Below are 13,442 nucleotides of genomic sequence, written 5' to 3'. Positions count from 1 at the left end.
TACCTTCTGAGTCGGGTGGAGTCACGGGGCGAGGGTGATCCGGCGGGTGGTGATGTCGGCGGCGGTCTCGCGCACCGTCCGTCCGGAGGCGAACGCGTGGGCGCGGATGAGCAGGAGCGCGTCTTCGGCGCTGACCCGCATCTGGGCGATCACCATTCCGGTTGCCTGGTGCACCTCCCGGCGGGAATACGGCCCGTCCTCGCTCGCGTCGTCACCGCGGCGTTCCAGAGCCTGGCTCAGCACGTCGGCGGAGGCGCTGGCGGCGAGCTTCCAGGCTCGGGCGAGGTCGTCGGCGCTGAGGGTGTCCGGCGTGTCGGCGTAGAGGTCGACGGCGCCGATCTTCAGGGTGCCGATGGCCAGCGGCAGCGAGTACACGGCCCGCACGTCCAAGGCGGAGAGTGCGGAGGAGATCACCGGCCAGGTGGATGACGGCACCGAGGCGAGGTCGGGGGCGAGCACGGCCGTCGCGGTGCTGTACGCGTCCCAGCACGGGCCCTCTCCGGCATCGAGCTGGAGCTCGCTCAGCTCGGCCGCCCGGTCGTCGCTCGTGCTGATCGTCTCGACGTCGAACGGGGTTCCGAGCGTCATCAGTGCCGCGCGGTCGATGAGCAGCGATTCGATGAACGGCTCGCAGAGGTGGGTGTGCGACGGGCGAACGGGCGGGATGGTGTCCTCCTGACCTGCACCGGGGCGATCGCCGCCGGCCACGAGCGGCCTGGGTCCAGGACTACCTGCTCCGCCAGACTAGCGACTAAAACCGCTCAGCAGGTCGATTCCTTGTCAAGTCCCTTCCCGAATCGCGGTCGATGAGGGTATCGTCACCACCAGGTAGCCCCAGCCCCGGTCGCCGTCGTAGACGAGCGGATCGAGTTGCGCGTGAGCATCCTTCTCCCACCCCCTGTCGCCCCTGTGACGAGGCCGGTTCGCAAGACGCGGCCGTCCAGCGGTCGTGGCAGCATCACCTCCGACTACTCGGCACTGCTCCGCGATGTCCGGGCCGCCGGGCTCCTGGAGCGCCGGCGCGGTTTCTACCTAGGGGCCTTCCTGCTCGTCACCGGCGCACTGGCCCTCACGGCGACCGCCTTCGTCCTTCTGGGCGACTCCTGGTACCAGCTGATCGTGGCGGCGGCGCTGGGCATCGTCCTCACCCAGTACGCGTTCCTCGCCCACGAGGCCTCGCACCGGCAGATCTTCACCTCCGGCCGGGCGAACGACGTCGCGGGCCGGGCCCTGGCGAACCTGGTGGTGGGCATCAGCTACTCCTGGTGGATGACCAAGCACAGCCGTCATCACGCCAATCCGAACGTGCTCGGCCGCGACCCCGACATCGCCCGCGACGTGGTCTCGTTCACCGAGGCGGATGCGGCGCGCTCGACGGGCGCCTACGCCTGGTTCACCAGACGGCAGGGATACCTGTTCTTCCCGATCCTGACGCTCGAGGGCCTGAACCTGCACCTGCACGGGCTGCGCACGGTGTTCGGCCGCGATCGCGTCGACAAGCGTCCGGTCGAGATCGCGATGCTCGTGCCGCGACTGGGCCTCTACCTGGCCGTGATCTTCGTGATGCTCCCGCCCGGCCTCGCCGCGGCGTTCATCGGAGTCCAGCTCGCGGTGTTCGGTGTCTACATGGGCGCCTCGTTCGCGCCCAACCACAAGGGCATGCCGATGCTCGCGCACGACAGCAAGGTCGATTTCCTGCGCCGGCAGGTTCTCACCAGCCGCAGCATCAGCGGTGGTCTCGGCGTGCAGGTCTTCATGGGCGGGCTGAACCACCAGGTCGAGCACCACCTGTTCCCGAATATGCCGCGGCCGAACTTGCTGCCCGCCCGTGTGCTCGTGAAGGCGTACTGCGCCGCGCACGGCATCGCCTACACCGAGACCTCGCTCGGGAGCTCGTACGCCATCGTCGTGCGCTACCTCAACTCGGTCGGCCTCACCGCCGGCGGAGACCCCTTCGACTGCCCCGCGGCGTCCTCCTTCGGACGCTGACCCTGAACGGCTCGCGCGCCGTCACCACGAGGCGCGACGAGCATCCCCGGGCTTCCCGCCGGTTCGCCCCCGCTCCGGCGGGAAGCCCTTTCTTCATCGCGGCGGGTTAGCATGCGCGGGTGACCATCTCCCGATCGACCTCGATTCCGGATGCCCGCTCCGGTGCGGATCCGCTCGTGGTGGCGGTGACCGGGGGCACGGTGCGCGGGGCGCAGCGGCGGGACCTGCGGTGGTGGCGCGGAATCCCCTTCGCGGCCGCGCCGGTGGGGGCGCTGCGGTTCCGGGCGCCTCGGGCGCCGGAGCCGTGGAGCGGCGTTCGGGAGGCGCGCGACTTCGGGCCGGTGGCGATGCAGTCGCGCGGCGGCAACTTCATCGGGGCGAGTCGTTCTGCGGTGATGTCGGAGGACTGCCTCAGCATCAACGTGCTGCGCCCGGCCGACGAGCGGACGGGCCTGCCGGTGATGGTGTTCGTGCACGGCGGCGCCTACAGCGTCGGGTCGTCGGCCGAGCATCCGCAGAACGGCGAGGCGCTCGTGCGCGAGGGCGGCATCGTCTACGTGAGCTTCAACTACCGGCTCGGCGCGCTCGGCTACCTCGACTTCACGCGGTACTCCACGCCGGAGCGCCCCCTGGAGTCGAACCTCGGCCTCCGCGACCAGGTGGCCGCCCTCGAGTGGGTGCGGCAGAACATCGCGGCGTTCGGCGGCGACCCCGCGAACGTGACGCTGTTCGGCGAGTCGGCGGGCGGCAACGCGGTCACCACGCTGATGGCGACGCCCTCCGCGCACGGACTGTTCGCCCGGGCCATCGCGCAGAGCTCTCCCGCCAACGCCATCTACCTCCCTGAGACGACGGCGGTCTGGGCCGAGGAGTTCGTCGAGCTGCTCACCGAGGCCATCGACGCGGACGGCGTGGAGTCCACCTCCGACGACCTGGCCGGGCAGGTGCTCGTGTCGGCGGACGCCACCGAGCTGGTGGAGGCCGCCGTCACCTTGACGCTGCGGACCCCGGATGCGCATCCGGGCACCATCGCGCTCTCGCCCGTGATCGACGGCGACTTCCTGCCCGAGCGGCCGCTGGACGCGTTCAAAGAGGGGCGCGCGGCGGCGATCCCCCTGATCATCGGCACCAACGACCGCGAGGGCTCGCTGTTCGTCGGCCGGCTCGACATCCTCGCCACGACGCCCAAGCGCATCCGCGCCATCTTCCGGCGTACCAAGAAGGGCAATCGCAAGGCGATCAAGGCCGAGTACCCGGGGCTGCCCGCCAAGCGCCCGGCGGCCGACTTCGGCGGCGACTACGCCTTCTGGTACCCGACCGTGAAGGTGGCCGAGCGGCACTCGCGGTACCAGCCGACCTACTTCTACCGCTTCGACGTGGCACCGCGCCTGGTGCGGCTGGCCGGCTTCGACGCCACCCACGGGCTCGACCTGTTCGCCGTGTTCGACCGGATGAACGGGTGGTTCGGGCGCACCATGACGGTGCTCGGCGGGCGGCGGGCGTTCCGCTCCGCGGGGGTGCGGATGCGGGCGCACTGGCTGCGCTTCGCTCACGAGGGCCGGCTCGGCCCCGACTGGCCGGCCTACGACGAGCAGGAGAGGCTGACCCTCGTGATCGACGCCGCCGACCGCGTCGAAGCCGACCCGCGCGGGTCGCGCCGCCTCGCCTGGCAGGCCTTCGTTCCGCACGTGTGAGCATGCGCCGTCGGCGTGCCTCCCTCAGGAGAAGGCGCGGCCGAGGGCGCGGGTGAGCTGCTGCGCCTCGTCGTCGATGATGCGGGTGAAGCCCAGGCGGCGGGCCTCGGCGGTGCGCGTGCGACTGGAGGAGACCGGCCGCACCTCGCCCGCCAGGCTGATCTCGCCGAAGGCCGCGAGGTCGTGCGGGAGCGGCTTGTCGTTCGCGGCGGAGGCGAGGGCCAGCGCGATCGCCAGATCGGCGCCGGGCTCGGTGAGCTTCACCCCGCCCACGGTCGACACGTAGACGTCGAGCTCGCTGAGCTTGATGCGCGCCCGGCGTTCCAGAACGGCCAGGATCATCGCCACCCGCGAGGAGTCGACCCCGTTCGTGACCCGGCGCGGGTTGGGTGACGGGGTCGACACGACGAGCGCCTGCACCTCCACGGGCAGGGCCCGCCGGCCCTCCAGCGCGACCGTCACGCAGGTGCCCGAGACGGCATCCGACCCCCGCGACAGGAACAGGCCGCTCGGATCCGGGACCTCGCGGATGCCGTCGGCCGACATCTCGAAGCAGCCCACCTCATCCGTCGGCCCGAAGCGGTTCTTCAGTGCGCGCACGAAGCGCAGCGAAGTCTGCCGGTCGCCCTCGAACTGGCACACCACGTCGACCAGGTGCTCGAGCACGCGCGGGCCCGCGATCGACCCGTCTTTCGTGACGTGACCCACCAGCAGCACCGGGAGCGAGCGCTCCTTCGCCACCCGGATGAGCGAGGACGCCACCTCGCGCACCTGCGTGGGCGACCCCGCGGCCGAGTCGAGCGACGACGACGACACGGTCTGCACCGAGTCGACGATCACCAGGTGCGGCTGCACCGCGTCGATCTGCCCGAGGACCGTGGCCAGATCGGTCTCGGCGGCCAGCATCAGCGTGGGCGAGAGCGAGTGCGTGCGTTCGGCGCGCAGCTTCACCTGCGACACCGACTCCTCGGCCGAGACGTAGAGCACGCGCAGATGCTCTTCGGCCGCCTTCGCCGCCACCTCGAGCAGCAGGGTCGACTTGCCGACCCCCGGTTCGCCCGAGAGCAGGATGGCGGCGCCGGGCACCAGCCCGCCGCCGAGCACCCGGTCGAACTCGCCGATGCCGGTGGCCCAGTGCGACGCCACGTCGGAGGAGATCTCGGTGATGGGCCGCGCGATCCGCGCCTGGTCGAGCACGGTGGCCCGCACCGCGCGGGAGATGCCCTCGTTCTCGGCCCCCGACACCACGGTGCCCCACGACTGGCACTCGCCGCAGCGGCCGACCCACTTGGCCGTCTGCCAGCCGCACTCGGTGCAGCGGTACGCGGTGGTGGATCTGGTGGCCATGCCACAACCCTAGAGCGAGCCTCCGACATCCGTGATCGGATGCCACCGCCGGGGGAGAACCGCCCGCATCCGCCGCTTTACACACCCCGCCCGCGCAGGGATCCGGGATGCCTGCGGGCGGGGCTCAGTCCTCGTAGTCGAGGGGGTCGGGGCCCGCCGCGGCCTTGCCCTTGGCCGAGATGATCGCGGCGCGCTCGGCGAGCCGGTGCCGCACGTCGGCCTGCGCCGTCGCCACGAAATCGGCGTCCAGCGGAGCGGATGCCGCGTGCGCCGTGCCGTTCTTCGACGCGATGAACGCGTCGAGCTCGGGGCCGGACTCCCACGAGGTGATGAGGCAGTACCGGGGCTCGGGGCCGCGGTGCCACACGGCGTGCCAGAAGCGCTGCGTGTCGACGACCAGCTGCGCCCCGGCCGGCAGCGCGATGCGCACCTCGGTCTCGGGGTCGAAGCGGTCTTCGCGCAGGATCAGGTAGGAGTCGGCGTCGTCGGACAGGTTGTAGAAACCGCGGACGATCCATCCGGTGCCCTCGGGGTTCAGGCGGTTGTTGTCGTCCTGGTGGAGGTTGTAGAGGGCTTCGGGGTAGCTGTTGGGCTGCAGTTCGATCACGCGGCAACGGCCGATGTTGGCTCCGGGCTCCTCGGCGCGGGCCTTGAGGATCGGCGCCTTCGACACGTTGGCCTCCACCCAGACGCCGTCCTTGTCGGTGCGAGGGGGAGTGTGGTTCCAGAATCCGTTGCAGTCCATGTCGCCCGAGGCGCTGGACAGCGGCGCGAACCGGGTGTCGCCGGAGGACTTCCAGTCCACGTACTCCAGGTCGAGCCACTCCTTCGGATCGGCGGCCTGGTCGTAGCGGTCGAGGACGACGTAGCCGGTCTCCTCGAAGGACTTCGAACGGATGTAGCTCATCGGAGAATGAACCCTTCGGTCAGAGGGCGAGCATGTTGTGACACGCCCTACTTAGGCAAGGCTAACACGCGTGTATTCACCTGTCCCGGTCCGGCAGTCGCCGATCAGGGCGTAAAATGAGGCGACTGGAGCCGCTGGCAGGAGACAGATCCACCGCACCGCGAACCACCGACCTGAGGAGGCGACTTTGACCGATGACGTATTTGGAGCCCCCCACCTCGAAACCGTCCTGCGCGCCGCGACCACCCATCCGATCGCTCTCGATCGCCACGACCTCGTTCTGCGAAAAGGTCAGCTGACCCTTCTCAACGGTCACGCGACTCCGCGCGAGTCGATGATCGCCGATCTGCTGTTCATCGCCGACACCCTGCAGGCGGCCGGCGTGCCCTTCCTCCTGGTGCGCGGCAACGACGAGCGCCCCGTGCTCGCGATCGAGTGGGTCAACCGCAAAGCCGCCAGGAAGGCGCTGCTGGCGAGCATGGCCGGGGAGCCCTTCTACGCGAAGGCTCCTGGTGCGCCGGCCCTCCTGGTGGCCGACGGCAAGCTCTCCCGCGATCCGAAAGCCCGCGTGCTGCGCCTCTACCGGCCGCGGATCGAGCCGATCGGGCGCCTGCGATACGGCGCCGAGTCGGCCGTGCAGCTGGAGATCTGGCGCCGGGTCGGCGACACGGTCGAGGCCCCGGTGGAGAACTCGCTCACGCGGCGGAGCATCCCGGTCGACGAGATGATCCGCACCACCGTCGAGATCTACGGCCGCGAGTGGAACACCCTCGAGGGCATGTTCGACCAGCTCGCGAGCGACGTCGGCTTCGAGATCGACATGGTCTTCTCCTGGGTCGACGGCACGGCGATCGAGTTCCAGCGTGCCCGCGCCAAGCGGATGGCCGCCTACGTGGTGGGCGAGGGCGACGACTCCGAGGCCCGCTACCGCCAGATCGACGAGCTGAAGTACGCGCTGCGCAGCGTCTACATGTTCGCTCCGTGGGTACGCCGCATCTTCATCGCCACGGATTCGCCCAAGCCGGAATGGCTGGCCGACGACCCGCGGGTCACCATCATGCCGAGCGACCAGTTCTTCAAAGACCTGAGCGACCTGCCCACGCACAACTCGCACGCCGTCGAGGCGCAGCTGCACCGCATCCCGGGCATCTCCGAGCACTTCCTGTACTCCAACGACGACATGTTCTTCGGGCGGCCGGTCACGCCCGACCTGTTCTTCTCGCCCGGTGGCATCACCAAGTTCGTCGAGGCCGACACCCGCATCGGCCTCGGCCAGAACGCCCTGCACCGCAGTGGCTTCGAGAACGCCGCCCGGGTGAACCGCGAGTTGCTGCAGCGCCGGTTCGGCCGCATCACGACCCGTCACCTCGAGCACTGCGCCGCGCCGCTGCGCAAGAGCGTGCTGTTCGAGATGGAGCAGGAGTTCGCGCCCGAGTTCGCGCGCACGGCCGCGAGCCCCTTCCGCTCGGCCACCGACATCTCGGTGACGAACTCGTTCTACCACTACTACGCCCTGATGACCGGGCGCGCGGTGGTGCAGACCGAGGCGAAGGTGAAGTACATCGAGACCACACTGCGTGCCGCTCTGAAAGAGATGGACACGCTGCTGAAGAAGCGCTCGATGGACATGTTCTGCCTGAACGACGGCTCCAAGCCCGAGATCGGTGTGGAGGAACGCACCACCGCGGTGATCTCGTTCCTGGAGCGGTACTTCCCGTTCCCGGCACCGTGGGAGAAGCAGGCGGTCGAGCCGGCCTCGCAGCCGGCCGGGCTCACACTCCCGTCGGAAGCAGGATCGGCATCGTCATCGGCGGCTCGGGCGATACCCGCGGGCTGACGGCGTCGGCGATCACGACGCCCTGGGCGAGCAGCCGGCGCCGCGTCTCCTCGGCCGTGATGTGGTCGAGGGCGGGGTAGCTGCCCACCGGCACCACCGAGTGCAGCACGGTGTGCTCGTACACGTGCATGAGGTTGAACGCCTGCGCGCCCGCCCGGCCCTTGGTGCCGCCGACCTCCACGTTCAGATCCTGCGTGTAGCAGGTGGCGCTCGCCACCGACACGGGGATGCCCGCGAAGGTGGCGGTGGTGGAGTAGTGCAGGTGCCCGGCGATGATGGAGCGCACGTCGGATCCCTCGAGCACCTCGGCGAGGCCCTTCTGGTCGCGCAGCTCCACGGCCACGGCCAGGTCGAGCACGCTCGGCACGGGCGGGTGGTGCAGGGCCAGGATGGTGCCGTGCGGGGCCGGGAAGGCCAGCTCCTCGGCCAGCCAGTCGAGCTGGTCGCCCGAGATCTCGCCGTGGTGGTGACCGGGAACGGTCGAGTCGAGCGTGATCACGCGCAGCCCGTTGACGTCGTAGACGCGGTCGACGGATCGGTCGGTGGGCACCTCGCCGAACAGTCCCTCGCGAAAGCTCGCCCGGTCGTCGTGGTTGCCCATCACCCAGATCACCTGGGCACCGAGCCGCGCGGCGGCCGGCTCGACGATCTCGCGCAGCCTCGCGTAGGCATCCGGTTCGCCCTTGTCGGCCAGATCACCCGTGAACACGATGGCCTCGGGGCGGCCCCCGGACGCCTCCAGGTCGTCGAACACCTGACGCAGATGGGTCTCGCTGTCGACGGATCCGTAGAGCTTGCCCCCTCCGGCCAGCAGGTGCGTGTCGCTGATGTGCAGGAGGAAGTGGTTCGGCCTCGGGTACTCGGCCGTTCGGTTAGTCACGATGACTTCCATTCGGGTGAGGTGCGGGCCTCAGGGGTTGACGCCCGTCCGTTGGTGCTGGATCGAGCCAAGCACGCGAATCTGAACGGAATGCGAACGTTTCCCCGCGAGTCGGGGCAAAGATCACCATTTCTTCGATCGTGCCCGCGTCTTACTCGTGCCCGCGGCGCTGTCGACCGATCCGTTCGCCCAGGTAGGACACGATCGTCGCGGTGGCGACGCCCACGATGGCGACCCCGCCGAACATCAGGACGACGGCGAGCACCCGACCCAGCACCGTGACGGGCACGTAGTCGCCGTAGCCGACGGTGGTCATGGTGACGCAGGCCCACCAGATGGAATTGCCGAAGCTGTCGATGGTGGCGCCGGGTGCACCCCGTTCGGCGGCGAGCACGGCGAGGGCGATGGAGTACACGAAGAGCACCACGAACAGGGCGGCGTGGATGATCAGGCGGAAGCGCACCGACGAGCCGCTGTGGCGGCGGAAGTACGGAATGTCCTTGAGTCGGGTCAGCAGCAGGAACGGGCGGAAGACCGGGACGGCGACCGAGAGCAGGTCGAGCGGCGTGGCGCGCACGAACGCCAGCTTGTGGTCGGCCAGGGTCAACCGGATCACGTAGTCGGCGGCGAAGGCCACCCAGATGACCGCGATGACGACGTTGAGGGCGATCTCGGCCTCGCGCGGCAGCTCGGTGTCGATCACCCGCACCGAGTAGCAGACGAGGAACACGAGCGAGAGGGCCACCAGCGGGATCGAGGTGCCGGCCTCCCAGTGCCGACGCGGGCTGTCGGGCTCGGGCTCGCGCCCGTGCGCGATCTCGTGCCCGCTCCCGCTCCCGCTCGGATGCTCGTCCATGCCCGTCAGGATCCCATGGATCCGCCCCCGTACCCTCGATTGGCGAGACGGGCGCGGCTCGCGTACACTCGTCTGCGGTACCGTGTCCGAGCGGCCGAAGGTGCAACTCTCGAAAAGTTGTGTGGGGGAGACTCCACCGTGGGTTCAAATCCCACCGGTACCGCCATCGCACCACCTGATCAGGGGTCCTCTTCGTAGGGCCCCTGATCTGCGTTCGGGCGCATGTCTCCCGCGATCCGGCTCGGCATCCGTGAGGCGCACGAGCCACCGCGGTCAGGCGAGGAGGTCCGAGAGGGCCTTCAGATCCTCCAGCTCCAGGTCGAAGTGATCGTCCTTCGATGGCCGCTCCGCGCCGGGCCTGCCGATGTACGCGGTGCGGAACCGCCGGCCACCAGTCGCTTGCGGCGCAGTGCCGTGGTCGCGGCGGCGACGTCGGGGAATGCGGGGTACTCGGAATCGAGATCCGACACCAGCCTCGTCGTCGACGCCGTCGGACTGCCGCCGAGGGTCCTGATCGCCTCGTCGGCGGCTTCGGCGACCAAGCGGCTGTGTCGCTGCCAGGGAACGTCACCGTTGATGACGGCGTTCATCTTCTCGTCGAGGAGTCGGGTCCACTGCGCGTGGAGCTCGTCTGCCGAGTCCACACCGGTTTCGGCAGTGAGTCCCCGGGCGGTGGCGGCCCAGGATCCGTCCTCGTCGACCAGGGTTCCGATCACATCGAAGCAGTCGAGATACTCAGCCGTAGCGAATCGGGAGCGCCTTTGTCAACGGGATGCGGTCTCGGATTTTATTACTAGTCTTTCTAATGACCAGTCATCCTAACGATGCTGACTTCACCACCCACGCGAGAACGGACGAGCGCATGAACGACACCATCCCCACCATCATCACCCTGGTGCACCCCGACGTGCTCGACTACGTGAAGAACCGCTTCGGCTACTCCGACCAGGATCTCATCATCGACAGCCTCGACGCCGCGTGACGCAGGCGCAGGCGCCTGCCGGAGACGTGCCGCCCGTGCCGACGCTCGTCTATCTGCACGCGCTCGGGTCGAGCCGGCGCGCGATCGACGGAGTGGCGGCCCAGCTCGGCGACCGTTTCGACATCCTCGCGATCGATCTGCCCGGCTTCGGCGACGCCCACGGCCTGGGCGCGGCGACCGTCGAAGAGATGGCCGACCACGTCGTACGCAAGATCGCCACCCAGGAGCCGACGCGCTGGCTCCTCGTGGGGCACTCGATGGGCGGCAAGATCGCCTCGATCGTGGCCGCGCGAACGCTCGACGGCACCGCCGGGCTGTTCGGCCTCGCCGGCGTGGTGCTGCTCGCCGGCTCTCCGCTGTCGCCCGAGCCGATGGACGACGACCGACGTGAGCAGATGATCGGATGGGCGGACGGCGAGTCGATCGGGCCCGGTGACGCCCGGACCTTCGTCGACGCCAATGTCGGCTCTCCTCTCCCTCCCGACATCGACGCCCTCGTTCTCGGCGACATCGCCCGCACCTCGATGGAGGCCTGGACGGCCTGGCTCGAGCGCGGCAGCCGTGAAGACTGGACTCCGGCCGTCGGAGAGATCGCCGCGCCGGCGCTCATCGTGAGCGGTGGTTCCGACGGCGACCTGGGGCCCGAGGCGCAACGCGACCTGAACGGCTCCGTGTACCCCCGGTCCACGTTCGCCACGCTCGACGGCGCCGGGCACCTCCTGCCCTGGGAACGCCCGGCCGAGGTCGCCGCGCTGATCACCTCCTTCGCCGAGACGATCGCCCTCGCCGGCCCGGCGGTGCCGGCTGACACGGCCGTGCTCATCGCCTCGCCGCGGACGAGCGCCCGCACCCGGGGCATCCTCGCCCGCCGCGCCCTCGCCGACGACCCGGCCTACGAGCCCGAAGCCCTGACCACCGCGCAGCTGCAGACCCTGCGGGCGGTGGCCGAGCGCATCGTGCCGCAGCAGCATCCGGCCATCGACCTCGCCGCCCGACTCGACGCCCAGCTCGCCCGAGGCGACGGCGACGGATGGCGCAACGCGGAGTCTCCCCCCGACGCCGAGGCCTACTCACTCGCACTCGACGCGCTGGCGGATTTCGCCGGCCTCGCTCCCGACGACCGCGACGAGCGGCTCCGCGCCATCGCCGCATCCGGATTCTCCCTCGAGGGCAGCGGATTGACCGGAGCGCAGTTCGCCGCCTGGTTCGAAGACGTCTCCGCCGACCTGGTGCGGCTGTGGCTGGCCCATCCCGCCTCGGCCGCCCGGATCGGCTTCGACGGCTTCGCGAACGGGGGCGACGGGCTGCGCAAGACCGGCTTCCGCGTGCTCGCCGCCGGACGGCGCGAGGCCTGGGAGCCCGCACTCCAGATCGCACGCATCGGAAACGGACAGGCATGAACATCACCGGAATGCGCACGCACTCCACCGAGACCGTGGTCGACGCGGTCGTGATCGGCACCGGAGCGGGCGGTGCCCCGATCCTCGCCTCGCTGGCGGCACGCGGGCTGAGCGTGGTGGCGCTCGAGGCGGGCCCGCACTTCGACCCCGAGGGCTACACCCCCGACGAGACCGAGGCGGTGGAGATCAACTGGATGGCGGAGCGCCTGAGCGGGGGCGACGACCCGACGGCGTTCGGGCAGAACAACAGCGGCCGCGGCGTCGGCGGTTCCACGCTGCACTGGGGCGCTTTCGCCCCGCGGCCGAGCCGTTCCGACATCCGGCTGCGCTCCGACTCGGGAGTGGGGGAGGACTGGCCGGTCGATTTCGCCGAGCTCACCTCCTATCTCGAGCGGGTCGAGCGCACCATCGGGGTCTCCGGCCCCGCCGACTACCCCTGGGACCCGTCGCGCCGCTACGCCTTCCCGGCCACGGCGCGCAACGCCTCCTCGGACATGATGATGCGCGGCTGCGAGGCGGTCGGCATCCGAGCGACGGATGCCCCGGCCGCGGTGCTCACGCGGGATCACGACCAGGCCCATCACGGGCAGCGCCAGGCGTGCATCGCGTGCGGCGCCTGCCACCAGGGCTGCCGCACCGCCTCCAAGGCCAGCATGGACACGACCTATCTGCCCCAGGCGGTGGCCGACGGAGCCGAGATCCGGGCCGAGGCCACCGTGTACGGCTTCGAACGCGACGGTGCCGGCCGCATCACGGCCGTGCTGTACCGGCAGAACGGCCGCGACCACCGGCAGCGCTGCGCGAACGTGTTCCTGTGCGCCGGGGGAGTGGAGAGCCCCCGGCTGCTCCTGCACACCGGCATCGGGAACGGCAGCGACCAGGTGGGCCGCAACTTCATGGTGCACGGCGCCACCCAGGTGTGGGGCCGGTTCGACACCGAGATGCGCAGCCACCGCGGCTATCCCTCGTCCATCATCAGCGAAGACATGGTGCGGCCGGCCGGTGTCGACTTCGCCGGCGGGTACCTCATGCAGAGTCTCGGCGTGATGCCGCTCACCTTCGCCACCTCGCTCGTGCGCGGCGGGGGACTCTGGGGGCCGGAGCTCATCGACGCGATCGACGAGTACCCCTACATGGCCGGGGTCGGCATCAACGCCGAGTGCCTGCCGCAAGACGGCAATCTGCTCGAGCTGGCCGGCGAGCCGGACGAGTTCGGCATCCCCAAGGCCCGGCTGACCTTCTCGGCCGGAGACAACGAGAAAGCGATCGACGATCACGCCGTGGCCACCATGACCGCCATCGTCGAGGCCGCCGGGGCGCGGTCGACCCGGGTGCTCGCGCGCACGGCGCACACGGTGGGGACCTGCCGGATGGGGACGGATCCCGAGCGTTCCGTGGTGGATCCCGACGGCCGCTCGCACGAGGTGCCCAACCTCTTCATCAGCGACAACTCCGTCTTCCCGAGCTCGCTCATCGCCAACCCCGCGATCACCATCATGGCGCTGGCGCTGCGCACCGCCGATCGGTTCCTCGCGGCCGGCTGAACGCCG

11 protein-coding genes and 1 tRNA gene are annotated in these 13,442 nt (G+C 70.0%); 6 read left to right on the top strand and 6 right to left on the bottom strand.

Annotated elements, in window-relative coordinates:
• Positions 1-21: 21 nt before the first annotated feature.
• Positions 22-708 (bottom strand): GAF and ANTAR domain-containing protein, encoded by a 687-nt coding sequence (locus tag ACN4JJ_RS12440; RefSeq protein WP_440710200.1) that lies wholly within the window; start codon positions 706-708, stop codon positions 22-24.
• Positions 709-882: 174 nt separating this feature from the next.
• Between ACN4JJ_RS12440 and ACN4JJ_RS12435 the strand changes: the two genes are divergently transcribed.
• On the top strand, positions 883-1,989 hold the full coding sequence (locus ACN4JJ_RS12435; RefSeq protein WP_440710304.1) for a fatty acid desaturase family protein: 1,107 nt from the start codon (positions 883-885) through the stop codon (positions 1,987-1,989).
• 119 nt (positions 1,990-2,108) lie between these two features.
• Positions 2,109-3,683 carry a carboxylesterase/lipase family protein gene (locus ACN4JJ_RS12430; protein WP_440710199.1) on the top strand — a complete coding sequence of 525 codons (1,575 nt, stop codon included), beginning with the start codon at positions 2,109-2,111 and terminating at the stop codon, positions 3,681-3,683.
• A gap of 24 nt (positions 3,684-3,707) precedes the next feature.
• Here ACN4JJ_RS12430 and radA read toward each other — a convergent pair whose 3' ends face one another.
• Both radA and ACN4JJ_RS12420 read right to left on the bottom strand, forming a co-directional pair.
• A complete protein-coding gene (gene radA, locus ACN4JJ_RS12425) occupies positions 3,708-5,030 on the bottom strand; it encodes a DNA repair protein RadA (RefSeq protein WP_440710198.1) in 1,323 nt (440 codons plus the stop codon).
• Between the two features lie 124 nt (positions 5,031-5,154).
• The gene (locus tag ACN4JJ_RS12420) at positions 5,155-5,937 is read right to left on the bottom strand and encodes a hypothetical protein (RefSeq protein ID WP_440710197.1); all 783 of its coding nucleotides are present in this window, start codon (positions 5,935-5,937) and stop codon (positions 5,155-5,157) included.
• 187 nt (positions 5,938-6,124) lie between these two features.
• Here ACN4JJ_RS12420 and ACN4JJ_RS12415 point away from each other — a divergent pair, with 187 nt between their 5' ends.
• Entirely contained in the window at positions 6,125-7,774 is a 1,650-nt protein-coding gene (locus ACN4JJ_RS12415) for a stealth family protein (RefSeq protein ID WP_440710196.1), read from the top strand.
• On the opposite strand, the gene ACN4JJ_RS12410 is transcribed toward ACN4JJ_RS12415, so the two are convergent.
• Both ACN4JJ_RS12410 and ACN4JJ_RS12405 read right to left on the bottom strand, forming a co-directional pair.
• On the bottom strand, positions 7,710-8,654 hold the full coding sequence (locus ACN4JJ_RS12410) for a phosphodiesterase (protein WP_440710195.1): 945 nt from the start codon (positions 8,652-8,654) through the stop codon (positions 7,710-7,712). The genes ACN4JJ_RS12415 and ACN4JJ_RS12410 overlap by 65 nt on opposite strands.
• Positions 8,655-8,805: 151 nt before the next feature.
• A complete protein-coding gene (locus ACN4JJ_RS12405; protein WP_440710194.1) occupies positions 8,806-9,510 on the bottom strand; it encodes a potassium channel family protein in 705 nt (234 codons plus the stop codon).
• Between the two features lie 76 nt (positions 9,511-9,586).
• Here ACN4JJ_RS12405 and ACN4JJ_RS12400 point away from each other — a divergent pair.
• Positions 9,587-9,676 (top strand) — tRNA-Ser (locus tag ACN4JJ_RS12400).
• 133 nt (positions 9,677-9,809) lie between these two features.
• Here ACN4JJ_RS12400 and ACN4JJ_RS12395 read toward each other — a convergent pair.
• Complete coding sequence (locus ACN4JJ_RS12395) at positions 9,810-10,226, bottom strand: HAD family hydrolase (RefSeq protein WP_440710193.1); 417 nt, start codon at positions 10,224-10,226, stop codon at positions 9,810-9,812.
• Between the two features lie 262 nt (positions 10,227-10,488).
• On the opposite strand from ACN4JJ_RS12395, the gene ACN4JJ_RS12390 reads away from it, so the two are divergent.
• Both ACN4JJ_RS12390 and ACN4JJ_RS12385 read left to right on the top strand, forming a co-directional pair.
• Complete coding sequence (locus ACN4JJ_RS12390; protein ID WP_440710192.1) at positions 10,489-11,892, top strand: alpha/beta hydrolase; 1,404 nt, start codon at positions 10,489-10,491, stop codon at positions 11,890-11,892.
• Positions 11,889-13,436, top strand: coding sequence for a GMC family oxidoreductase (locus ACN4JJ_RS12385; protein ID WP_440710191.1), 1,548 nt, complete (start codon positions 11,889-11,891; stop codon positions 13,434-13,436). The genes ACN4JJ_RS12390 and ACN4JJ_RS12385 overlap by 4 nt, the downstream gene beginning before the upstream one ends.
• The last annotated feature ends 6 nt before the right edge of the window (positions 13,437-13,442 follow it).

The sequence above is a fragment of the Herbiconiux dendrobii genome (genome assembly GCF_052048175.1).
Taxonomy (GTDB): Bacteria; Actinomycetota; Actinomycetes; order Actinomycetales; family Microbacteriaceae; genus Herbiconiux.
The sequence above is the reverse complement of the archived record's forward strand: the minus strand, read 5'-3'. Positions and strand labels throughout refer to the sequence as shown.